General features: G+C 32.1%; 20 protein-coding genes. 17 read left to right on the forward strand and 3 right to left on the reverse strand.

Annotation, left to right across the window (positions count from 1 at the left end; all coding sequences use genetic code 11):
* Positions 1–104: 104 nt before the first annotated feature.
* Positions 105–1,352: a hypothetical protein gene (locus ACO052_RS14335; protein ID WP_422104469.1), complete on the reverse strand. Its 1,248-nt coding sequence runs from the start codon at positions 1,350–1,352 to the stop codon at positions 105–107.
* 121 nt (positions 1,353–1,473) lie between these two features.
* On the opposite strand from ACO052_RS14335, the gene ACO052_RS14340 reads away from it, so the two are divergent.
* Positions 1,474–2,586, forward strand: a complete 1,113-nt coding sequence (locus ACO052_RS14340) for a hypothetical protein (protein WP_422104470.1) — start codon at positions 1,474–1,476, stop codon at positions 2,584–2,586.
* A 32-nt stretch (positions 2,587–2,618) separates the two neighbouring features.
* Complete coding sequence (locus tag ACO052_RS14345; protein WP_422104471.1) at positions 2,619–3,122, forward strand: hypothetical protein; 504 nt, start codon at positions 2,619–2,621, stop codon at positions 3,120–3,122.
* Positions 3,123–3,168: 46 nt separating this feature from the next.
* Here the strand turns inward: ACO052_RS14345 and ACO052_RS14350 are convergent, their stop codons facing one another.
* The gene (locus ACO052_RS14350; RefSeq protein WP_422104472.1) at positions 3,169–4,878 is read right to left on the reverse strand and encodes a serine hydrolase; all 1,710 of its coding nucleotides are present in this window, start codon (positions 4,876–4,878) and stop codon (positions 3,169–3,171) included.
* Positions 4,879–5,202: 324 nt separating this feature from the next.
* Here ACO052_RS14350 and ACO052_RS14355 point away from each other — a divergent pair, with 324 nt between their 5' ends.
* From ACO052_RS14355 to ACO052_RS14380, 6 genes are all read left to right on the forward strand, one after another.
* A complete protein-coding gene (locus ACO052_RS14355; RefSeq protein ID WP_422104473.1) occupies positions 5,203–6,294 on the forward strand; it encodes a sensor histidine kinase in 1,092 nt (363 codons plus the stop codon).
* Positions 6,281–7,003 (forward strand): LytR/AlgR family response regulator transcription factor, encoded by a 723-nt coding sequence (locus ACO052_RS14360; RefSeq protein WP_422104474.1) that lies wholly within the window; start codon positions 6,281–6,283, stop codon positions 7,001–7,003. Before ACO052_RS14355 ends, ACO052_RS14360 begins: the two co-directional genes overlap by 14 nt.
* 423 nt (positions 7,004–7,426) lie before the next feature.
* Positions 7,427–8,281, forward strand: coding sequence for a TIGR02391 family protein (locus ACO052_RS14365; protein WP_422104475.1), 855 nt, complete (start codon positions 7,427–7,429; stop codon positions 8,279–8,281).
* A gap of 51 nt (positions 8,282–8,332) precedes the next feature.
* Entirely contained in the window at positions 8,333–11,704 is a 3,372-nt protein-coding gene (locus ACO052_RS14370) for a hypothetical protein (RefSeq protein ID WP_422104476.1), read from the forward strand.
* Positions 11,705–12,100: 396 nt separating this feature from the next.
* Positions 12,101–12,397 carry a hypothetical protein gene (locus ACO052_RS14375; protein WP_422104477.1) on the forward strand — a complete coding sequence of 99 codons (297 nt, stop codon included), beginning with the start codon at positions 12,101–12,103 and terminating at the stop codon, positions 12,395–12,397.
* Positions 12,398–12,485: 88 nt separating this feature from the next.
* Complete coding sequence (locus ACO052_RS14380) at positions 12,486–12,794, forward strand: hypothetical protein (protein ID WP_422104478.1); 309 nt, start codon at positions 12,486–12,488, stop codon at positions 12,792–12,794.
* Positions 12,795–13,594: 800 nt separating this feature from the next.
* Here the strand turns inward: ACO052_RS14380 and ACO052_RS14385 are convergent.
* Complete coding sequence (locus ACO052_RS14385) at positions 13,595–14,821, reverse strand: AAA family ATPase (protein ID WP_422104479.1); 1,227 nt, start codon at positions 14,819–14,821, stop codon at positions 13,595–13,597.
* Between the two features lie 253 nt (positions 14,822–15,074).
* On the opposite strand from ACO052_RS14385, the gene ACO052_RS14390 reads away from it, so the two are divergent.
* The 9 genes from ACO052_RS14390 to ACO052_RS14430 all read left to right on the forward strand — a co-directional run bounded on the left by ACO052_RS14390 (position 15,075) and on the right by ACO052_RS14430 (position 25,143).
* Positions 15,075–16,103: a CBASS oligonucleotide cyclase gene (locus ACO052_RS14390; RefSeq protein ID WP_422104480.1), complete on the forward strand. Its 1,029-nt coding sequence runs from the start codon at positions 15,075–15,077 to the stop codon at positions 16,101–16,103.
* Between the two features lie 3 nt (positions 16,104–16,106).
* On the forward strand, positions 16,107–16,598 hold the full coding sequence (locus ACO052_RS14395; RefSeq protein WP_422104481.1) for a hypothetical protein: 492 nt from the start codon (positions 16,107–16,109) through the stop codon (positions 16,596–16,598).
* On the forward strand, positions 16,592–17,464 hold the full coding sequence (locus tag ACO052_RS14400; RefSeq protein WP_422104482.1) for an AAA family ATPase: 873 nt from the start codon (positions 16,592–16,594) through the stop codon (positions 17,462–17,464). The genes ACO052_RS14395 and ACO052_RS14400 overlap by 7 nt, the downstream gene beginning before the upstream one ends.
* A gap of 1 nt (position 17,465) precedes the next feature.
* Positions 17,466–19,244, forward strand: a complete 1,779-nt coding sequence (locus ACO052_RS14405) for an SAVED domain-containing protein (protein ID WP_422104483.1) — start codon at positions 17,466–17,468, stop codon at positions 19,242–19,244.
* A gap of 244 nt (positions 19,245–19,488) precedes the next feature.
* Positions 19,489–19,857, forward strand: a complete 369-nt coding sequence (locus ACO052_RS14410; protein WP_422104484.1) for a hypothetical protein — start codon at positions 19,489–19,491, stop codon at positions 19,855–19,857.
* A gap of 818 nt (positions 19,858–20,675) precedes the next feature.
* On the forward strand, positions 20,676–23,132 hold the full coding sequence (locus tag ACO052_RS14415) for a hypothetical protein (RefSeq protein WP_422104485.1): 2,457 nt from the start codon (positions 20,676–20,678) through the stop codon (positions 23,130–23,132).
* On the forward strand, positions 23,119–24,054 hold the full coding sequence (locus tag ACO052_RS14420; protein ID WP_422104486.1) for a hypothetical protein: 936 nt from the start codon (positions 23,119–23,121) through the stop codon (positions 24,052–24,054). The genes ACO052_RS14415 and ACO052_RS14420 overlap by 14 nt, the downstream gene beginning before the upstream one ends.
* Positions 24,055–24,526: 472 nt before the next feature.
* On the forward strand, positions 24,527–24,736 hold the full coding sequence (locus ACO052_RS14425; protein ID WP_422108068.1) for a helix-turn-helix transcriptional regulator: 210 nt from the start codon (positions 24,527–24,529) through the stop codon (positions 24,734–24,736).
* Positions 24,637–25,143, forward strand: coding sequence for a hypothetical protein (locus tag ACO052_RS14430; RefSeq protein ID WP_422108098.1), 507 nt, complete (start codon positions 24,637–24,639; stop codon positions 25,141–25,143). The genes ACO052_RS14425 and ACO052_RS14430 overlap by 100 nt, the downstream gene beginning before the upstream one ends.
* Positions 25,144–25,270 lie beyond the last annotated feature (127 nt).

Genomic DNA, 25,270 nt, shown 5'->3' on the forward strand with positions numbered 1-25,270 from the left:
AAATTGTTTGAGAAAACACGCTTTGCACGAAACGACGATAAGAGAAGAGTGTAAGGTGCGTGGAATGACATCTATGCAATATTTTTAATCATAAATACGATTAGTTATTGCAGAATAACAGTATTACGCTCTAAGTCTGTTATTTTAAAGCTATCAATTTCACCAGCACCTAAAAAGCGATATCTAACACCGACAAATGTTCCAATTGATGCATTATATTTGCCTTCATATATTGATTTCCCTTCAATAGATACAGAGACATTTTTGTTTTTTATAAGGATGTCAATTGTTTTCTTTTCATTTAGATCTACTCCAAATGCAGATAAATCATGTTTTTTTCCGCTGTAAAAAACATCATTTAGTAAAAGCCCCAAATCAGAAACGCAACCTAATTGAGAAAAAGGTATAACAAGTGCACCCTCAGTCCCTAAAATGACGATTTTTAAGCTCTGACAAACAGCCCATTTGTCATTGATAACAGCCCCTAAAGATTGTGAAACTTTAATATTGTCACCAGAAACAGAAGCAAAATCATCTACGTAATGGAATGAGGATTGCAATGGGCTTTTACTATTTGATATTTCATCTAGAACAGTTCTAGAAAACCTCATACTATTATTAATTAGCAATTCATCACCTAAGTATTTTGGTATAGGCTCGTAATCAATAGTTCCCATCCAACCTTCAGATTTAATGAATAAACTATGTTGTTTTACAGGCTCACCATCAACTAAAAGCGTGGCGTTAAAATGCCCTGGGAAATAATATATGCCTGTAGCTTGTTTTTGATTTGGTTCAATTTTTATAGTCTTGGTAATATCCCAAAATTGCTGAATGTAAATACTATCAGAAGAAATCCCATTTAAATCAAAATTGAAAATCACAGAGTTTGGCAAACCTTTGGTGACAGGTTCGCTTGAAAATACCACGCCTTTAAACAAATCTGTATTGGACTTCATTTTTGAATTTCCTAGCATTGAAAACAAGGAAATAAAACCGAAAGCTAAAATGATAGATGTAATCAAAATTACAGACTTGTTGGCAATGACAGTTTTCTCAAACCATGATTGTTTCTTCTTGGTACTATTCTTAAAATGTCGCCAATTCTGAAAACCTACAAATTGAGACAAGGTGTTCAACGTACTAATACTAGGTTTACTCGTGTATTTAACTTTTCCCCAAACACGCTTTAAAGTTGTTTTGCTTAATAGGACATTGGTTTCTTGATATATTTTTTCACTCAACTCTGCAAAAACATCATTATGCCAATCCTCGGCATTACCCCATTGCAATTTCTCTTCAATGAGTTTAATGCAGCGCTGTACCTCCTTATATTCTGGATGTAAATTCATTTACCACAAAATTCTTTAAAAAAAAGTTCATGCACAACATTGAATGAACTTGAACCAATTTGTTTTATACGATTGATCGATAGTTTTAATATTTGAAAGCCATTTAACTAAACACATTCAAATGATGAGAAAGCTATTTTTTTTAATGATTTTACCGCTATGTATTGCACATATTCATGCTCAAAATAGTATTCCTCTAGATACAACGCATTGGCATATACAAGCTAAATCTTATGATTTCGTTACATATAAAGGTAAAAATGCTGTTCTCATAGAACAAGGTGTTTTGGTCTTAAAAGACAAAAAGTTCTCTAATGGAACTATTGAATTTGATATGTTTCTACCAGAAGGTAGAACTTATCCCGGTGTTTTCTTTAGAACCGATGATCAATTCTTAAACGGTGAACAGTGGTTTGTAAGGACGCATTTGTCGGGACTTGAAGATTGTAATCAAGCAGCACCAGTTACCAATGGCATAACACCGTTTCAATTTTATTTTGGACCAAAATACTCATTCGCTTATGATTATAAATACGATGATTGGACTCATGTAAAAGTAGTTGTTAATGATGATAAAGCCCAGGTGTTTTTAGATTATTCTGAAGAACCAAATCTATCATGGAAACTATTTCATGATGCAAAATCCGGAGGGCTACTCATACGAGGAAGTAGGCTACCGATACATATTGCAGATATAAAGATAGATGAGAATAACTATCAATTAAAAAACTTTAAGTCTATAGACAATAAGCCAATAGAAGGCATTATTGAAACTTGGCAAATCTCCGATAAGTTTAAAGAATCAGAGTTAGATACGCTTAGCAACATCAAAAGTATTATGGCGCAACGAATTTGGGTCCATACGATTAATGCTGAGGAAGGTGTAGCAGCCAATATTTCAAGAAAAGTCATTAGGTACGATGATAAGCCAAAATTAAATACTGTATTTGCTAAGTTGACAATTCAATCAGAAGCGGAACAAACTAAATTCTTTGACTTTGGTTATAGTGATAGAGTAGTGGTTGTCTTAAACGGAAAACCAATTTACAAGGGAACCAATAAGTGGAGAACAAGAGATTACAGATATCTAGGTACCATTGGTTTATTTGATGGCGTATATCTAAATCTTAAACAAGGAGAAAATGAGTTACTATTGGCTGTTTCAGAGGATTTTGGTGGATGGTTAGTCACTGGTAAGTTTAAAAATAATGACGGAATAAAAATTATTGATTAGCTTTAAAAAAACAAAGTTAAAACATAAAGAAGATGATAAAATACAAGTTTATTATAGCCCTTTTTGTAATGTCTAATAGTTATGCTCAATACGAAAAGGATGTGACTACAATAGACCATATTGGTAAAGCTTATTATGAAATAGTATCAGGACCAATTGGAGAAAAAAGAAACTTTGACAGACTCAGAAATTTATTTCATCCCAAAGCTACTTTGATCTATTCATACTGGTCTGAAGAAAATCAAGAAAATAAGCTAATGCATATGGATATAGAATCCTATATTGAAAAATTAGATTATTTAGATAAAAAAGGGTTTTATGAAGAAGAATTATATGCTTCATCTGATTCTTATGGAGCTATTGTACAATCTATCAGTACCTATAAGTTTTGGATGGAAGATAAAACTGCTGAAGGTAAAGGGTTAACGAGTTATCAATACTTCTGGGACGGCAAGCGTTATTGGATTTTATCGATGTTTTGGATGATGGAATCTGAGGCCTATAAAATTCCAAAAAAATTCCTCAATAAAAATTAAAAACCTCAAATAACCGAGGCCTTTAAATTATAAATACTGAATTCAGTTATTGACTTAATAGAAAGGCCATTAAGTTTTTATCAAACGTCTCTTTGTGTTCAGAATTGGTGAAAAACACGTAGCCAACCTTCTGTTCTATATTGAACATATAGCGACAGGTATGGCTTAAATTATCACCACCATGAGAATAATTAGTTCCATAAGCAGAGGGCTCAACCACAATCCCTAATCCATAATTGTAACTGGGTTCGTTGTATTCTTTATCAGCAGGAGCAATCGATTGTATCTTTAATAGCTCTTCATAACTTTTTTTTGATAAAATTTTATGAGTCATAATGGCAATTAAAAAATTAGCATAGGCCACAGGATCTGTTTGTAAGCTACCTGCAGCTATGAAATCTGGATTTTTTGCATTAATAGCATACCCACTATTCAATTTACCCTTAAAATGCCCGTTAGCCCTGTGTTTTTGTATATAATCATTCCAAATAAAACTGCTATGTTCCATATGTAAAGGGTCAAAAATTTCTTTTTTTATCAAAGCTTGTAATTCATTCTTTTTTATGCCTTTTAGATGTGCTATAACTAGTGCTAGATACTTGAAACCCTCACCTGAATATCGAAATTTAGTTCCTGGTTCAAAGTATAATTTAAGTTTATTTTTTGGGTCGTAATAGCCATCATCATTAATAAACCTCCAGTTTGGGAAGCCACTAGTATGCGATAACACCATTCTAGCAGTAATTAATTTATAACGTTCATCATAGGCAATATCAGGATACGCCATATACCTATACAAAGGCGTATCTAAATCCAGAAGACCATCATCTACCATTTTCATAGTAAAAAAACTGAATACGGTTTTAGACATAGAACCTGCATCAAACATTGTAGTCATATCTAGTTTTTCTTGAGTTTCAATATTTTTTACTCCAAACAGATCGTGATAGACTATTTGTTCATCATTGATAAATGCCATAGCAAGTCCTGGCATATGTAATGAATCCATTTGATGTTTGATAAAAGCATCCAATTTAGATGTTGAAATAAGATGTCCATTAAAGGATCGGATAGGGCTTTGATGTAATGCCTTATCGCTGTTTAATGTGCCTGCTTTCCAACGTTTAAACTGCTTATTTAATAAGCTTACAGCGGGTTGCTCACCTTTTTCTATGCCTTGAATGGCAAGTTTTAAAATAGCGCCATCTTTAGGTTCGTAAACCATTATAAAGGCGGATCTTGCATATTGGGTTCCGCATCGTTTATCGCCACCAGCTTTTTCACCAGCTTTAAGAGCTATTATTAGTCGATCGGCTAAAGACTTGTCTCTATTTAAATTAAAGGCTTTGTAAGCATTTGCAACAACTTGTTCGTTTAGGAGTATATTACCCATAACGGCAAAATCATCTCCTATTTTTGATCCGCTCCAATCACTTATGTTTTGTCCTGAATACACAAGAGGGGCATTATTATCATTCAATAAAACTACCCCATATTGCTGTTGTTCAGGGTTAAACGCTTTACTACGCATAGCATTGAGAATGTCTTGCAAAGACGCATCAGATTCCATTAAGTCCACACCTTTCATACGTGCAAAATAATTACTTGCAGCCTGAACAACAATAGCCCCTTTTCCTGGTACTATTGAAGCAATTCCTGAAACATCAAAAGTACAAGAAGCTCCTACAATACCAATTTCTCCTGTCTTTCTATCTACAGCTATAATAGACCAAGTAGCATAAGATGGCATAGACATTAACAGTGTTAATAATGAAGCACATACGAAGTGCCTTAATCTCGTTTTCTGATGATAGAACATTTTTTAATGTTTTTAATTTATAAAACCATTTGTCATACAAATGAACCCATTATAAATAGACGCACAAAATAAATTTCCATAGACGCAATAAATCGTTGATAAACGTTATGGGTTCGTATGTTTTAAACACTATTTTATGGTGATAGTGTATGTGGGAAGAATAGTGCATATAACGTATTGTAATAGCATTTATACCTCATATACGACGTTCTTGTACTTTTTCTTTTCCTGTTAAAAAGTATTTTGTTGCTTTGTTGGAGAATGGCGAATAATGTAAAAGTTCATAAAAGTAATATTACAATCTCTCTCTATTGGAAAGTCCAATTAATTGTTTGGAGTTTAGGTTCTGTTTATTGGGCTTATGTCGTATATACACGAGATAATTATGGTGTTTTTTACACACTATTAAGTTATGTGATAGATGTTTTTATCGGAATATTTTTAACGCATATGTACCGTACATTTATTGTAAGGTCTAATAAAAGCAACATAGAACTGAAGAAGCTATTATTAAGAATTATTCCTTCTATCATTATTTTGGCCATTTTTTTTATGTTTTTTGCAAATTTGAAATGGTATTATTATTGGGCTGTAATTCAAGGCAAAGATCTTGATTTATTAACACAGCTTTTTTATTGGGATCCAGTGCTAATTACAGGGCTAAGATCGATGTCTATTTGGGTATTAGCCTATCATTTATATCATTATTATATTAGTCAAATAACAGTTGCCAAAGCAAATGCGCAACTTTCCGTCATTGCTAAACAAGCACAGTTAGATAATTTATCCGCTCAATTAAATCCACATTTCTTATTCAATTCTTTAAATTCAATCAAATCCTTAGTTATAGAAAATCCAAGTGTCGCAAGAAGAGCGATTGATTTGTTATCGGACTTATTACGTTTTTCACTTTATAAAAAAGACAAGGATTTAGTCACCATAGAACAAGAACTTTCTTTAGTAAAAGATTACATAGAATTAGAAAAATTACGTTTCGAAGAGCGCTTGCAATTAAAAGTAGTTATGAAAGATGCTTTAAAACGTATAGAAATACCCGCTTTAAGTATTCAATTACTAGTTGAAAACGCTATTAAACATGGTATTGATTTAAGAATTAGTGGAGGCGTAGTGCTGCTAACCATTAAAGAGCTTGGAAATACTATTATTATTAAAGTAGAGAACCCTGGAACCATTAAAGCAAACAAAAACTCAGGATTAGGATTAAAAAATTTAAAAAAGCGTTTAGAAATTCAATACAAAGGAAAAGCGAATTTCAGCTTAAAAGAAACAGGTAAAGAACGTGTTTTAGCTGAAATTACAATTCCAAAAACTATAGAAAATGAAACTGTATAAAACGATTATAATTGATGATGAGCGTTTGGCGAGAGAAGAAGTAAAGCGTGCGTTAAGTAATTTCAAAGAGTTTGAGGTTATTGGAGAAGCAAGTTATGTAGATGAAGCCGTTTCACTGATTGAAGCGTTAAAACCAGACTTGATTTTTTTAGATATTCATATGCCAGAAAAATCTGGTTTCGATTTGTTAGAAGAATTAACAAAAGTACCACAGGTTGTTTTTACCACAGCCTACGATCAATATGCAGTAAAAGCATTTGAATTAAATGCATTAGATTATTTGGTAAAACCTTTACGTGAAGAACGTTTTGCTAAAACCATAGAAAAAGTTAAGCAAGACATCATAGAGCATACTGAAGTAGCATCAGTTGTATTACCAATGAATCAAAAAATATTTATAAGGGAAGGCGAGAAATGTCATTTCATTCCACTAACAGATATTCATTTTATTGAATCCTTAGAAAACTATGCGCGCCTACATTTTGGGCAAGAAAAAGCGATGATCAAGCGTTCTTTAAATATGTTGGCAGAGAAATTAGACCCAAAAATCTTTTTCCGTGTTAATCGAAGTCAAATCATTAATCTGCACTACATCAAAGAGATTCATCCCTACTTCAATAATAAATTGAAAATTATATTAACTACCGGAGAAAAGGTAGAAGTATCTAGCAGACAATCCGTAAAATTTAAGAATTGGAATAGCTTATGAAAACGGAAAACCTCTATTTTAATTTAGGAGTTCATGAAATCGCAGATGCGACGCAGTCAATCTTCGCATTTGGATACGGCCGAATGAAAAAGGTCTAGTAGACCTTTAGAAGTAGGAGCGAGGTGGAGCGTGACTACGGTTTCTGAAAAAATTTTATTCCCAAAAGTTTCTTTACAATGTTAATGAAATCGAAGCATGAAGATTAGGCGAAAGCCAAATCAACTTCATTCAAGATTCGCGAGCACTTATTTATCAAATAAGTGTGATGCGAGTAAACACTCTTTTTAGTAGGGAAGAGGAGTGTGGGCAAAATGCGTGTAGAATGGGATAATATATCCTAATTTTCAATTTATTACGAACTCTGTAAGTAATTGCTTATTCGTTTTCCTATTTTTGAATATAGAGAAAAAAATAATCATTTATATGGCTAAGAAACGTTTATCTAGTAAGAAAAAAACAAGTATTTCTTCAACAAGTAAGGCGATTCGTACTATTACGGCATCAGATCGAGGGCATATTGCTGATCTAGCCGAAATTTTATATAGTTTCTTACCTCTATCTACACATAACAACAAAACCCAGACATTTTTTTCAATTTTTAAGGAAAGTAAAATCCACACTTATATTCCTCAAAAAACGAGTAAAAAGGAGGCTATGGAGAAGGCTTTGGTGAAATTATTTCGTTATCATAAGAAATTACCCTATACTATTTTTCGTAAAATAGTAATCGCCTCCTTAAAATACCGTAGATATAAAAGAAACCCTCTAAAACGCGAAGAATTAAACCAATTAGATGCGCTATTACAACAACTCGACCTTAATATTAGTGATGAGCTAGCTGCTATTGAATTAGATCAAATTCCTTTACTAATCATAATTCCACCAAGTGAGTTGGTAAAACGACTGGAAAACCATCCACTATGTGAACATATCAAATCGGAACCACTAGAGTTATTCAAAAATGGACATTTTAATGAATCAGTTCGGAAAGCTAGCGAAAAGTACGAAGTAGAAATACAAAAGCGTACCAGCTTATCAGATATTGGTAAAAGTTTAATGGGGAAAGCTTTTAATTTGAATGCACCGATTATTCAGTTGAATAGTCTCACTACAGAAAATGAAAAAGGGATTCAAGAAGGGTATCAATTTTTAACAATGGGTATGATACGTGCAATGCGTAACATTTTTAGTCATGGAGATGAAAACCAACGAACACCTGAAGAGGCGTATGAAATGTTATTATTTATCAATTGGTTATTTCGGCAATTACCAGTATAGTTCATGAAAGAAATTCTCGATAAGTATTGCGCCCATGATAAAGGGTTGTTCTTGCTAAACCTTCCCACTGGTTTTGGGAAGACCTATGAGGTATTGCAGTATTTGTTAAGGCATCAGGATGAGGGTCGGCTATTCTACTTTGTCACTAACCTAAAAAAGAACCTCCCGCATGAAGAATTGAGAGGTTTTTTCAGGGAACAAGGATTTGAAAATGAGTTTGATAAAAAGGTAATCTTCATTGATGGCACCTCAGAAAAAGTCATTGATAATATTGTCAAAGTAGAGTTACCAGACGATGTCAAAAGGTGGGACGAGACCAAGGTACTTAAAAAGAAGGCCACACTAGTGAGCAACTATAGAAAAAGTAAGCGGAAAAGCCAGCAACAAACTGAGGCCAACAAAATAGTAACTGAGGAAATTCGCGTCGAACTTGAACCGGCTTTCAGATCAAAGCTGATTAACTATATCGAACGAAGGGTTAGCTTTCAGGGGAAATACGCTTCACCTCGGGCGAAATTGGGATGGATTGAAAGAGAAGCACCATGGATTATAGAGCTATATCCTTCGGTAATGTCAATAAAGAAGAAGATCTTCTTTCTAAGCGTAGACAAGTTCTTTGCTAAAAACGTCACACTTATTCAGCCATCCTATTACTTTCATGATCACAAAACCATAGAAAATGCCCTAGTATTTCTAGATGAATTTGACGCCTCCAAAGCTCCCTTGCTCAATTCCATCATTGAAAGTGGTCTTCGCAGAAGAATCAATTTGGTCGCTTTATTTCAGCAGCTCTATACAACTTTCACTACACTACAGTTTCCAGCAAATTTGCGGCAAGAATCCAAATCTAGAAGACAATCGCTGACCAAAGATCAGAATAAACGCCTAATCAGTGATATCATTGATCACTTGGGCCAAAAAGCGGATGAATTAGCTGTCCAATTCCGTCTGGAAGCCCCTTTCAAAACGGTTGATCCTGACAACAAAAGAAACTTCATATTTCACGATTTCCAGTATCAGACAATCATCAGAGAAGGTGCCAAATACATACGCCTTGAGTACGATGAAGCCAACCAGACAAACAACATATATTTTGAGCCGCGCGAAGGGAAGAAGGGGCAAAGCCTCCTGACGATGTTGGCTAAACTGAGGGCTTACTTACAGTTCTTCTCTAAAGGAGTTTGGATCATCGCGATGAACTACTGTGAACTCAAAGACGAGCAAGGCTCACAAGATTTCCCGCTTGAGAGTGCGTTAAAAACTGTTCTTGACCTTTTTAATCTGAGTACGCTTCAAGTCAATTACATATTGGAGATCATTGCTAATCATGAATCAAAGGCGGAGTCAGATGGTCTGCCTAAGTCCAATTATCTTCGAGAACACAGCTTTTACATGAATGGCTTTCGATACTACGATTTCGTAGATGGAGATACTCATGACCTCACATCGCGAATTTATATGTGCTCTTTTGACTTAACCCCTGAAAAACTTATTCTCAAGCTTGCGCAGAAAGCAAATGTAATTGGAATATCAGCCACAGCAACAATTGACACACCAATAGGTAACTATGATCTAGACTTCATTTCTCAGCGACTTGGAGATAACTATCGCAGTGTTAATGATGATGAGTATAATTCGCTAAAAAACCGCTTTTTAGAACTGACAAAAGGCTATGACCAGCTTTCAATTAAAGCACAATTGGTTCAGTGCAATGAAGACCTAGAAACAGCTATGGAAATTTTCGAGGATCAATCATTTGGAAATCAGCTGTTAGAAGAGTTAGGTGTAAATAACAAGAGTAACCACTTTTTCATTCGTAGGTACTTTAGAATAGCCAGAGCATACAAGTACTTCTTGCTAAATGAAGAAATCAAGTCATTCCTCTATCTGGGAAACGCTCTTCCAAAATCCTATTATGGAGATGGGTTTAGAAAGGATATACTCGAGAAGATGTTCGCTTTTATTCTTTCAAAGTGTGGAAAGCAAGACATATTTAAGGCGAATGAAAAGCCCTTTGTGGTCATAGACAGTGATCAATTTGACGAGAAAAAGGCTGGGTTTATCAATGACCTCACTGAAGGTAAAAAGAGGTTTATTGTTTCCACGTATCAGACTTTAGGTGCAGGTCAGAACCTGCAGTACCCAGCGCCTCAAAACCTCCAAACCATTCGAACGAATGAAAGAGATAGGCACACGCTTGAAAAGGATATTGATGCGATTTATTGCGAAAGACCAACCCATCTACTTGTCAATAAGTATGACAAGAGCATTACAGAAAAGGATTTGGTCAAGAACATTTTTGAAGTAGAGTTTCTTTCGGAAGCAGGTGAAATATCACAAGACCAGATGTGGCATGAAATCAGGGCAGGCTTCCAATTGGTTTCTGGCCGGGAACGGCAAAAAAGCAACCAGGATTTAAGAGAAAATAATCTCTATTCTAAAAACAGCTTTGCTCAGCATATTAGCAAAGTGATTATACAAGCCATTGGACGTATTTCAAGAACCAACCAGAAAAGTCCCGTCATTCATGTGATGGCCCACAACAAGCTAAATGGTCTGTTAAGAAAAGGGCATGATGGAAGGCAAATTTACCTGCATGAATATGAAGCCCTCTTGGATTGCTGTGATGAGCCAAAAGACTGTAATTATGAAGAAGCGTTCTACAACAAGGCTGGCAGAAACAACAAACGTGCGTATCACTTGATTCGCTCCATGCTCAATAAAGAATTTGAAGAGAATAACAGAGAATATTGGCAGCAACTTAGGGAATTTGTCCTAAAGAACCCACGGACAGAGCACCTCTCAGAAATACCTTTGCCTTTTCATCCTTATTATTTTGAATTACCGCCTGAAACAAAGACCTATTCATACAATGAGACAAATAGAACTTTTGAAAGCACAGATGATTATATAAAGGGTGTCTCAGACTACAATTGCCGCTTGAGTTCACTGATGCAGAATCATGAGTTAAAGACCTTCTTTAAAAGTACTGGTTATGCCACTCAATTTGGCGAGGGTAAGTATATCTTGACTCCGTGCGCTTATCAAAGCATCTACAAAGGTATGTTGGGAGAAACAGCAGGCAAGTTCATTTTGGAGAAATATGCCTACATGGACCTATACCATCTGGATTTGGAAGAGTATGAGTTATTCGATTTTAAAACCTCCGAAGGTGTATATGTTGATTTCAAGCATTGGCGTATCAACTCCCATGTCGATCCTGATGAAGAGTATAGAATAATTCATGAGAAAATCCAGAAAACTGGTGCTCAGAAAGTGATTATTGTAAATATTTTAGGATCAAGCATTTACAAACCTAAAAAACAGGGTAGAATTCTTGAAATCCCTTACCTCATTGATGAAAGCACCAACGAAGTGGATATCTCAATTATCAGAGACATTCAGGACTTCGTAACCTCCTAAAAAACTGAGACATTTGTCCTATAATGTACTTGCGTGGCGCCTGCACTGAGCGCAGTCGAAGTGTAACTTAGCTTAGGGTAAAAGCGAAAGTTGTTACTACAGTTTCTGAAAAAATTTATTTTCAGAAAGTTTCTTTACAATCTTAATGGAACACTCTTTTTGCTGAAAAGGGCAGAGGAGTGGTGGCAAAATGTGTGTGGCATGGTATTAAAAAACAGAAAACTCAAGATTTTTCTATAATAGACTTTCATTATCAATACCCTTATTAATATACTCCAAACTATTGGCAGCTTACTCTTTTGCCCCCGTAAAATACCTTTTAATGGGTATTCCTTGTAGAGGGATATGATAATAGATTTACCATCATAACTAATTATTAATTAAAAGAATCATACTATGGCAAAATCTAATAAGAAATTATGCATTGGTGTAAAAACAATTGTAGATAATGGAAAAAGGATAATTACATTCAGATGCTTTTCTGACGGAGTTATAGAAAAGCATGACCATGAGGTACCTAAATGGGTCGCAATAGGAAACGGTAAAGGTGCAGCAATTCCTAGCGGAGAATGCATTGGCTTTTCAATTCATATGTCTGATGATAACAAACCATTTATAGCCGTCCGTTGGTTCAAAAATGGAAATGTACAAATAGCTTATCCTGGTCCTAGGGAAGTTTGGCAATCTTTATAACCGTATCACGATTTAAAGAACTTAAAACTGAGCTTAAACTTACGCATTGAAAACCTAATAAATTATATATAATTAAAAAATATCAATTATGAAAAACACAATTAAACTATCAGTTGTTTTGGTTGCATTTTTACTATTCAGTGCAGCGAATAAGCAAAAAGAAGTCCACTCAAAAAAATTCATTTTAACTACTAAAGTCATCAACTTCAAAACAAAGTCCATAAACGGTAAGCAATATTGGTTTTGGAGTGATGATGCAGGTAAAATTTGTAGTAACAAAAGAAAATGGAAATATAAAGTTAGGAGTGGTGATTCATATGTTCAGAGGAATAAATGTTCGTCCGGAGCAAGAATATACGAAATAACCTATTCAGGTATGCCAACTAGAATAAAATAGTTTAGTTGATTAAAGATCATTTCAATATCAAGTTAAAATGGGTTAATGATTTTGAATTTAATTAAATTGGATATTAGTAGACCCCTGTTAACAGGGGTCTACATATAACATGTGCATAGATTATTTAAAATCGATTATCCAGTGGATGATTGGTTTTAAATACATTACTTTTAAATAATTTATGCTCTTGTGGCATTCTTTGAGAATCTCGTGAAATTTTTTAACCAATACATTTTCATAACTAAAAGCCAGGCTTTTTTTATGCGTTGGCCAAGTGTTGGCAAACGACGTATAAAATAAATTGTTATAGAACAATTTGATTTTGGGAGCGGATATTTTACAAGTGTAAATAAAATTGATTGAAATGATATGGCTTGAAAATTATAACACACAATATAATCACCAACAATATATAACGGCTACGCAGCTTATGAATCTGGTATAACTTTAAATCGCTCAACATAATCATGGCCGTTATAGCACCAATACCAATTACTCGTTTATTTTTCTGACCACGATGATTACTTATAGGAATAATGCGTATTCAAGAATTAATCATCCACTGGATAATTAATTTTGAATAGTATGTTGAATACCGCTTGCAGCGCTATTACGCTTGGGTATCAAATTGTCCTATAATGTACTAGCGTTATGTAAACATGGGCTTTGGTTAAAAGCCCATGTTAATTATTACTTTTCTTTATTTTTTTCTTCTCAAATGTTTCTATACTTAGTTAATGAAACACTCTTTTTCTGAAAGGGTAGAGGAGTGGAAGAAAATGTGTGTGGAATGAGAATACTTACTCAAACAGGTTTAATTGACTATTAATTTCTAATTTAACAGGTACACCATCATATTTTCCAGAAAGATAATCTTTCTCAAAAGATGCGTCTTTTCGTATTTTTTTATCGTTTAATGTTTCAAAAAGAGTTTGCCCATATTCATCTTTCTCAAAGATTAATATCTGATCTCTCCTGAATAATTTTGAACTGGAATTAATATAATGAGAGTTGTGGGAAGCTAATAATAATTGTGCTTTCTTATTCTCAGAAGAATTAAATAATTTAATAATTGCCTTACCTAATAAAGGGTGTAACCTCGCATCAAATTCATCAATTATTAAAGTTTTTCCATTAATTATGGCATCAATAATTGGGCCTGCTAACGAGAACAATTTTCTTGTACCCAAAGATTCGTTTTTCATTAAGTTAAAATAGGTAATTTCCTTAGCATCATAATTTTTGTCGTAAATGGTATGTTCAGTAAAGATCGCGATGTTTTCTTTATTGCTTTCAAGAACCATTTTATGTAGTTCTTTTGGTAAACCGCTTTTCTCCAGCATTTCTTGTGTTAATTCTATACTCTCAGTTTTAACTTCTTTAAAACCTAAATTTGCTCCTTTAATAAAATTATTAACAATTATATTATACTTAGGATCATTCAATAATTTTATTGTAAAATCTATTGTATTACTATCATTTGTCCCTGAGATATATTTTATATTGGCTATATTCTTAATGATATCTACGGCCATTTTAATATTTAATTGAGCACATAGTGATAGAAATAAGGTATTCTCCCTTGTATTGTTAATGAAATTTTCGCTTGTACTATCATATTTCTTGCCTACTACTATTGATTGTAGTTCTCTTTCAAATAGTAAGTATTCTTTATTTTTTGTACTAAAATAAAGCCATTCTTTATGCACAATTTGAGTGTCAACCTCAAAACCATATCGATATTTTGCCCCATCAAATACTACCTCAAGTTCAAAATGACTAGGTTCATTTAATGTTTCAGTAGAAAGTCTAAAAGGTTCAATATCTATATGCTCATCTACTTGTGAATCTTTTGAAGAGTTTTTAATGAATTTTTTTGTGAATTTGATGGCTTTAAACAAATTACTCTTTCCGCTAGAGTTGGCTCCATAGGCTACAACACTTTTTAATAGATTAACACTAGAGGTAGAAGTAGATAAAATATTATCATTTCTGAGCTCGGTTAATGAGCTGACATTTAAGTCCATAGTCACTTTCTCTTTGAAAGAAAGGTAATTTCCGACCGTGAATTTTACGAGCATATTATGATTATTAATTACGGAATTTCGTAAAAATAGTAAAAATATGAGAAATATTCTCAAATATATTGAAATTAATTTGCGAGACAAATTTATATTTTGTATATTTGCGAGGAATAATCTCATAAACAATATATTTTATTTGAAAGATGATGAAAAATAATTATAGCTATGAGAAAAAAACGATAAAAGCATACAAATTATGAGTGAATTAACTACACGTTCGGTATTACATAAAAGAATAACAACTTTTGTTGATTGGATAAAACCTGAATTATCGAAACGTGAAGAAATTAAGGAGAGGGCTAATAAGGTTCGTGAGAAGATTAAAAATAAGGCAGAATCCGATAAGTACAATTTAGTTGTCGTATCTACACCTAATGCAGGGTCATTCACAACGAAAACAGGTTTAAGAAGGCATTTTAGAGGTGATGCTGAGGTAGAAGGGCTAGATGTAGACTTACCATTCGTCATACAAGATAATCAAGATGGCTACGCGTTATTTAATTTACTAGAAGTTTTTCATAGAATTGTTGATGATTGTTTTCCTAGTGATAATGTTAAAATTGAGAGAACTAAAAGTTCCATTAAAATTAAGTTTCCTGATAAAGTGAATTTGGATATAGTACCAATGCTAGAAGGCGATAATATTGATGAGCAAATAATAATAAGATCTACTGGTGAAAAAATACATACATCAGTAAAAAAGCATGTAGATTTTATAAAGAAAAGAACAAATGCAAGCAATAATGAAGCCGGGAGAGTTAAATACAATGAATGCCTACGATTGTTTAAATGGTGGCGAGACACACAGGCAAATGACTCTTATTGGTTAGGTGGAGATGATAGTCCAGCAAGTTTCTTGATAAATTTGTTAACTGCAAAAGCTTTTGATGAATTATCTGTTAGAAAAACATATGCTGAAACGCTATCAAATTGGTTTGGATATTTGGCCCATTTAGTTAAAAACAAAGAGCCAATTCTGTTTAGTGATTATAATAATCCTACAAGAGATTATTACATATGGTCAGTTATTGATCCTGTAAATCCTGATAATAACATCGTAAAAAATTGGAGCTCTTCTAAAATTGATGAACTGGCTGGTTGGCTTGAAAATGGAAGAGATAACTGGAATAGAATTATAGGTTACGATTTAGAGGGTGAAGACACTAAATCAATAGAAGAATTAATTAAAATATTTGGTAATTCATTTAAAAATCATTCAGAATAAAATATGAGTACAAGTTATACAAGATCGGAATCATCAACATACACAGAGGCTAGAGCAAGATATGTTATGAATAAAGTCCAGGAAGATTTATTAGGCTTAATGAGTAGAGATCTAATCAGTTTGGACAGAGTAAAAAGTATTAAAAGCGATGTTCTTTATTTATTAAATAAGGAAGCTTTAAAATATTTTCAATTACAATTTAAAACACCTGATGGAGAAGAAGTTGGTGGATTGCACTATGAAGTAAATGCTAATGGTCAAATATATTCTGATGAAGACTCTGGGAGAATAAATTATTGGATGCTATCAAGTGACATCAAAGTAAACTTATTAGTTCAGTTGGACAGAGATAGTAAAAACATAGCTGAAGTTGATAGGCAATTAGAAGATTGGGGTTGGGGAACTGGCTCTGCTTTAACAGGAACTCGCGAAGTATTAAAATCATATTCTAAAGATGGATATGGTGTAACACAAAGTAAAATTGGAGCATGGTAAATTTGTTTAATGTTGAGCATCCAAACAAGGTAGCAGAAAAACAATATGCCGAACTTATTGGAATCGATGAAAACAAATCAAATTTGCTTTCTTCGCTAAGCTTGTTATTGGATAATAATAAAATTAAGGATTGGCAGTCTAAACACCATAAAAAGGATATTGCAATTGTTAACCAAATATATTCTGGGACTCCATTGGTAATTTTGTCTGGTGATGTTGGTTGTGGTAAAACCGCATTAGCTCAATCTATTGCAACTCCTTTATCTATTAAATTGGATAAAAAAATCATTGTATTTGAGACACCATCCAACATAAGGGGAAGTGGTTTAGTAGGGGAGATTTCAAACAGAATTACTGAAGCATTCGAGCAAGCAAAGAGAAAACTTGGAAAAGATGATTCAGGTATATTGATTATTGACGAAGCGGATGATATAGCAACTAGCAGGTCTCAAAATCAGGCTCATCATGAAGATAGAGCTGGTCTTAATGTACTTATTAAGCAGATTGACCTAATTAGGAAAGAGAATGTTAATCTAGCAGTAATCTTGATTACCAATAGACTAGATGCTCTTGATCCAGCAGTTAGAAGGCGAACATCTTTACATCTAATTTTTGAGCGTCCTACAGGAGAAAAAGTGAATGAAGTCATTGAATATATACTTAAGGATATAGATTATGACCAAGTTATATTTGACGATATTGTTAAATATATCCAGAGTCAAGAAATACCATATAGCTTTTCTGATTTGATACATAGAGTAGCAAAACAGGCAATTTATAAAGCAATTGAGATTGATAAACCTTTTACAATAGACTTGTTCAAAACTACATTAGAAACTACAATACCATCCCCATTAATAGATTAATATGAAAGAAACTTTAATAATTATTGCTCATTCTGGGTTAGAAAAAAAAATAACTAGAGAAGAATGTGAAAAGGCCTTGCCAGAGGGAAGCCCATCACATCGAGTATTTATTGATTTTGATATTTGTGTTTCCAAACTAGGTGATTTATACGATCTTCCGTTTGAACAACTAGCACTTGAACAACAACGAAGATTTAAAGCAGAGTTAGAACCTATTTTAATGAAATATCCTAATGCTACAGTTGCATATTTTGGTCTTGTAGCGATACCACTAGCTGTGCATTTAGGCTATTTATGTAGCAATACGAATAAATACCAATTATATCAAAGTCATCACGGAACAAATGAGTGGTATTTAGAAACGGAGGCAATTGAGGATTATAATTTTGAAATTTCAGATTTAGATTTACCAACAAAAGTGGAAAAGGGTGTAGGAGATGTATTTATTCGTGTTAGTACTTCATATAGAATTGAGCCACAGCACACATATGAAGTGTTGACTAACCCAACCAATGAATTTGATTTGTTGTTGTCGAATCCAAATGTTGATGGGATTACAAGTGTTGAGAATATGGATAATGTCATGGATAGTTTTCAAAAGATTTTATCAGCATATGCTAATTATTTACCTGATAAAGATAAAATTCACTTGTTTTGTTCATCAACAACAGCAGTTGCATTTGGAGTTGGCACACTAATAAACCCAAATGTATTCCCTTATATTCAAACTTATCAATATAGTAAAGAAGAAAGTCCAAAATATCGTGAAGCTATATTAATAACAAAGCGTTCAGATGATGCTGTTGCATATTCTGATGAAGATAGAAAAAAAGCGTACGAAGTTAGAATTGCATGGAATGAACAATTAAAAACAGGAATAAAATCATTTATTACTACAAATGAGGGTGTTTATTCAGATTGGTTCGACCACATAACACAAAAGAGCGTAGATTTGAAAGGTTTGGCAATTGGTTTATGGGAAAAACTACCTGAACTTGCTGAAACGTCACTTAAAAATGACACTTTTGACCTTAAGGCTACAGATATAAATGATGGTTTTTCATATGATTCTAAAGATTTGGTTTGGAAGATCGATGACGGTATGTTTGTGAGTTTAGAAAAGCGAATTTCTAAAATACCTGGTGCTGACATTCTTCAGGCTGGTAGATTATTTCTTTTTCATGAAGGTCTTCATTTTTGCTCAAGTGGACACAACTTAATTGGTTTAGTAGCCGAAGGGATAGGTCAATTTCCGAAAGTTATCGAAGAAGCCGATTATCAAGCTGATGTTTATGCTCTTCTTTACGACTATAAATATAGTCAAACTCAAGATTCCGAATTAGTAGATGGAAATCTAAAAAAATTCTTTTCTAGAGCAATTGAAACTGCCACCGAAACGATGTGGTCTTTTGTTGATAATGGTACTGAACTTACGGAAATCCAAATAAGATCAATGAATCGCTTTTTAAATTGGTATTGGCAGTCCGTTCGGATTGAAAGTTTAGATGGGAGAGGTACCTTGGCTGAAATAATTGAAATTTTATTTGATAAACCTATTATTGAAGTTGCAGGACCGCCACCGTTTATTCTTAATGAGAGAAGAGTTGCTATTAAGTTAAATAGCGCAGCTACTCAAAGATTTGAGCTAGCGATTTTTCATAATAATAAAATTATTCGTACCTCGCCGACTGGGATTAAGAGTATTATAGAAGGCTTTAGAGAATTAAACGGGGAGAAAATTAAAGATGGATTAAAAAGTTTCTTGGTGAGCATTAGTTAAAACGACCTCATAAAATTTTGGCTAAAACAATAGGTGAGTGGAGCGTAAGATTTTAGGGAGCTAGCAATGTATTTTCTTAAGAATAGTCATTTTTAATAGGACCTTATACTAATCTTAAGAAGTTTAGAAGTTTCCTAAAATGTAGCGTAGCGAGCTGTAATTGTTTCCAAAATTATATGCAGTCTTGTTTTTTTTGTTTTTTTTTTAACAAGAAAAAAAGATCTAACATAAATAAATTAAAACAATGGTAGTAAGAGGTGATATTCTAGAAGCAAGTAATCGTAATTACGATACAGGATTACATTATATAATTTTTTATGCAGGAAAAGATTTGAGACATTTTTTAGGAGTAATGCTAACGAGTTCAAATGATTATGAAGAGAATATATCAATGCATGAAAGTTATTTCGAAAAAAAAGATTTAGATAACAGAGATTATAAAATTCAATACCAAAACTCACATATAGTACCTGCTAAATTGATGAAGTTGGAATCTTGGGGTCCGTTTGAAATAGTAGGGAAATTGACACCTGAAGGTGTAGGTTTTATAGAGAGTCATATAGACCATTTGGATGAAATGCTATGGGAGGAATATCTAACTTCTAGAGGATGAATTCTATTTTACATAATATTGATAGTACTAATTAAAAAGGCTCTATAGGAATTGAGAATATAATAAGTGCTAAGAATTTTGCCTTTTCAAAATTTTAGCTCTTATGGCAAGTCTCTGAGAATCGCTTAGAAAAAAATATATAGCACAAATATCCAAATACCTCAAAATTTTAATAACATCTAAAAGCCAGGCTTTTTTGTGCGCTGGCCAAGCGATGGCAAATTGTGTTTAAAATAAATTACAAGAGTAATTTGATTTTATAAAAACAATCGAGCGTTTGGATAGCGGACATTTTACATAACGTCTAATTATAGGACAAATGAGAAAAACGCCGTGCGCAGCACACCGATTTTTAGTTTAATGCCCGAGTTACGATCATTCTTTAGTAACGTGATGTTCCTGGGATATTTTACATAATGTCATTATAGCCTGCCCGAATGAATTCGTTCAGGCGGGCTTACAAATGGCGAAACCGTTAAAAATCAAAACTGAGACATTTGTACTATAATGTACTTGCGTTATGTAACTTAGCTTAGGGTAAAAGCGAAAGTTCTTTCTACTGTTTCTTTAAAAAAATTTTATCCCTCAAGTTTCTTTAAAAAGGTAATGGAACACTCTTTTTGCCAAGAGGGTAGAGGAGTGGAGCAAAATGTGTGTGGAATGGAAATATGGAAAAGTGTTAATAATATATAATAAAAAACTTTAATAGAGAAGTAGTAAAAGTCTAAATATCAATAGATTTACAAATATAAATATTAGTAAAATTGAAAAGTCACAAAATATATGATTATAAATTATTTTGGAAAATTAAGCAGTACTTGAAGAGTATAAGACTAAAGCTTAATATTCTAAAGTTTAAAGCAAGAAAAAAGTATTTATTTGAAAAAGAAAAATTATCTGTTAGAAGAGTTTTCCTTTATGAAATTTTGATAAATATTTTTGTCGCTTTCATAGTTGTTTTTTCATTATACATAATAGAGTATATAGCAAGTTCTCTTTATAAAAACCTGTACCAAGATTTACCAAATTGGTTAATTGAAATTGTAGAATTAATACCTAAACCAATTTACCCAGAAAGTCAAGACCCAGTTAATGGTTACGTGTCCCTTTTAGCTAGTATAGCAGGAGTTTTATTAGCACTTTTTTATCCAATTTTAGCTACCATAGCCAGCTCTGGTTACGCAAAAGTGAATTCTAGTATTAGAAATCTGTTGTTCTTAGAACCTATTACACAGAATTATTTAAGAAGACTAGCCTTTCTGACGGCTTTTTCAGTATACGTATTGTTGTTTGCAACGTTCGGTTATTATCCTGGTAACTTAATTCTTATTTATCTATCAATTCTAGGATTAATTAGTCTATTTAACTTATTAAAAATAGGAGCAGGTGTATATAGCCTTTTTGAACCAGAGACATTAGCTAATATTGCTAATAAACAAATAGTAGAAAATATTAACAATGTGACAATAAAAAGCCCTTATTGGAATAAGATAAATTTTCAAGATTTTTTCAGAAGGCAAGTTGAAAAAGATTTGGAAATATTAAGATTATTGAATTCTATTAGTATAGAAGGGTTGCCAATTAATAAAAAATCATTTTTAACTACTGTCAATCAAACTTTAGGACTTTTGGAATATTATTTATCCAAAAAGAACAACATTCCACTTACTAGCAGTTGGTTTAAAAAGAAAAGAACTCATCAATCTTATTTTGAGACTGATATGAGCACCAGAGAATTGGCTATTGGAACTAGAACTTACGTTTTTCCAAAGCAGGTTTTAAATAACTTTTGGTTTGAAGAACAGATTTTTAGAATTTATAGTGAAATAGGTAAAAAAGTTACTTCACTAGATGATCCTAAAGTTCGTTACGAGTATTTAAATAAATCTGTTCGAGCACTCCAATATTTTGGTTACTCCATGGAGTTTGATTTAGCAAATAAATTATTGTCTGAAAATTTAAAAATTACTAAAGAATCATTGATTCATAATGATAAAAACACCTATGAGAACTCAAATGAAAATTTAATTTTGATTGAAACAATGATTTCTTCTAGTGTCAGAAATTTTCACATTAGTTTTTTTGAAAGTGTTGAACACTTAAACAAGGAAGTTTTTAATCAAGAGATATCCAAAATAAAGTGGGATGATAAATCTTCTTTATATAAATTAAAACTGCCATACCAGCTAAATTCTTTTTTTGAGGACTATTTTAAATTTATAAAAAATGAAAAAATAGTTGAAGCCAAACAGATTACACCAATTTGGTATATCATCCAACACTTAACCGCTGAGTATTTACTCATATTAGAAAAACACTTTAATAACACAATTGATCAGATTGAAAAGTTTATTTTGCCTCTAATAAACTCTTGTAAAGAAAACAATAATCATTTAGCTGTTTCTTTTGCATGTCACTGTTCGTTGGAACTTATTGATAAGCTGAAATTTCGCATTCCTCGCATAGAACATATTATGGTAGGGTTTGATTCAAATAACAAACATATTGGAAGACACAAATGGACTAAAATTGATACGGAAAAAGCTTTAAAAAAATTAAATAGATTTAATGACCTATTTGTGTATGATATTGCTTCAAGTATGAGCAAAATCTGTTCATTAAAATGGAATGAAAATAACCCAGATATTTTTGCCCACTCTTTTACAATTATATCTAATGAAATAAATGAATGTTATTTGAGTGCTGATTTAGATAAATTTAAAAAAATATTTCCAAATTTTCTTGAAAGTGCTCTATCATCATTCTTTAGTCTTTACCTTCGATATCAAAACAAATATTATAATGATTTAGAAATTATCTATCAAGTACATATTGAATTAATACAGCTTTCAGGGCTCGGATATATATATACAGAATTACTCGAAACTTCTTTTTGGGAAGAAATCATCAAAGCTTGGGATGAAATAGAGCTTAACAAAAATCATATAGAATTAATTATGTCTTCCTATAATTTTTATAAAAATGATAAACATGGAACAGGTATTAATTTTACTGATAATTTCAATCGACAAAAAAAACTAAGACAACTTATTGAAAATAAAGATATAGATGTAAAAAAATATAACGACACTATCATTAGACGATACGTAAGTAATGATATATATATAGATAAAGAGTATGAAGATATCTTTTTAGAATTATATTTATTTACTTTCATAGATGCACGAGAGAGTGTCATGGCTATTGATGAAGGACGAAGATCAGTTTTTTTTGATATTAACAGAATAATAGAGAAAAAATATGGGAAAGTTTGAAGAAGGACAGTTATCTCTTGACTATGATGTACCTAGAAATGATAATTTTTTAAGGCATAATACATTTATGTTTATTGAGGATTTATCTATTTCCAAATATTCAATTAAGGATGAATATTTATCTATTTCTTTAGAGACAAATTTAGAAGAAGAAATTACCAACTTTTTAGCAAATAATGTAACAACATTTCGATTTAGGAATAATTATTGGTCAAGGAGATCCAACTTTAATGATGAATTACTAGAATTAATAGAAACAATTTCAAATCAACTTATCAATAAAGGATTTTGTGTTTTCGAAAAAGTATATGAAAGAGAAAAATTAGTTAGGTTAAAAGTTGTAATGGGAGAATACAAAATCAAAAGAAACAATATAATTCAAATTATACCTGATGATGTAGCTGCAAAAATTAAATCTAACACAAAAGTATTTATACCAAAAGAAAAATGCTTTGTACTTGAATTCCCAAAAAGACTTTGTTCTAGCAAAGAGTATTTAAATATCCTTAAGAAAATGGTAGAAATTGATGGTAAAGACCCAATGCTATCGATATTAAATCCATCTAATTTAAGCAAAGTAAGTGGTTATGATGCAATGAAACATAGATACAAATTGGACTTAACTCTAAGACAATTAACTAAAAAATTATCATGGCATCATAGAGAGCAATTCTCTTCTAGAGATAAATTTTCAGATTATTATTCTACTTTAAGAAGCCTTAAATTTAGAAGAACTAAAATCATTTTACTAAATCATATTTTCGATTTTATCGAATTAATTATTGAAGAAATTTTTGATAAAACCACTTTAGATATAAGCTATAATAAAACCCTGGAAGATATTGACAAAATAATCAAAGATTATGAAAAAGGAATATTTACAAATGATCTTCATTTAAAGATTATCAAAGAGTTTATGTAGTAATTTCGGCCTCATAAAATTTTACTCAAAACAATAGGAGAGTAGTGATAGTGGGAAATAGAAAGCTTAATTAGATTTCTTTCGTCTGTGATTTGTTGGATAGAGTTTTATCTTCTTCTTAAAATCCTCGATTTCATCTTTCAGTTTTTTATTAGCATTTTCAAGAAGTTCATTTTGATGTTTCATGATTCTTAAAAGATCATGTACAGCGTTCAAATTATCTAACTGTGTATAAACAATCTGTTCTAAATCAGCTTTAGTATATTTAGGATATGGCATAAAATTTGAAATAAAGTTATTAACAATAAAAATTTAACTATAAATTATATTTATATAATTTTAACTTAAATAAAGTTAATTCAAACTTATAATTAAAATTTTAAAAATGCAAGTTTTGATTACTAAAATTTAATTTCAACTTATATTTTAACAAGTATATGTTATATATTTAATGTGGAATTCATCAATTAATATGGCCGTAGAAAGGATAAATAGAATAAAAGAGGTATTAGTCATTCAAGGCAAATCGCAAGTTTGGCTTGCCGAAGAATTGGGAAAAAGTACGACTTCAGTAACTGCATTTTGCAACAACAAATCGCAACCACATCTAAAAGATCTGAAAAAGATAGCAAAAATCTTAGATGTAGATATAAGAGAGCTATTGGTTCCCACCAAAAAATGAGTGCTTTAGATTTCCTAAAATCCGAATTAAAAAGCCATCAATTAGAATTAATTGCCAAAACCGATGGGAGAGAAGGAGTAGATTTTTTAATAAGAGACTACCAAATATACTTACAACCACTAGATTTAGATACTGTAAGACAAAGCATTAAAATTATAAAGGAAGATTTAGGAGAGCCCAATGATGACTTGTTTATCACTTTAGTTTTAATCATAGAAAAACAAGCAAGAGTTGTGTATTTAATTCCATCTAAGGAATTACAAGAATCTGATAATAATTTCTTTGTTAATAACGAAGTAAGTTTAATACCCAGTTTATCGAATTGGGAAATTAAAATAACAAGCAAATCCATTGAAGAGCTAGAAAAGTATGCTTTAAACAATATGATTGACAAACTAAAAGTTTAGTCTATAACATTATGTCAAATAGAACCCGCGTCTTTACCCGGATGGAGCGTCGGCAAAACGGCCTCATATAATTTTGGTCAAAACAATAGGTGAGTGTAGCGGCCATATTTTAGGGCGAGAGTTCTAA

The sequence above is a fragment of the Winogradskyella sp. genome (genome assembly GCF_965228925.1).
Taxonomy (GTDB): Bacteria; Bacteroidota; Bacteroidia; order Flavobacteriales; family Flavobacteriaceae; genus Winogradskyella.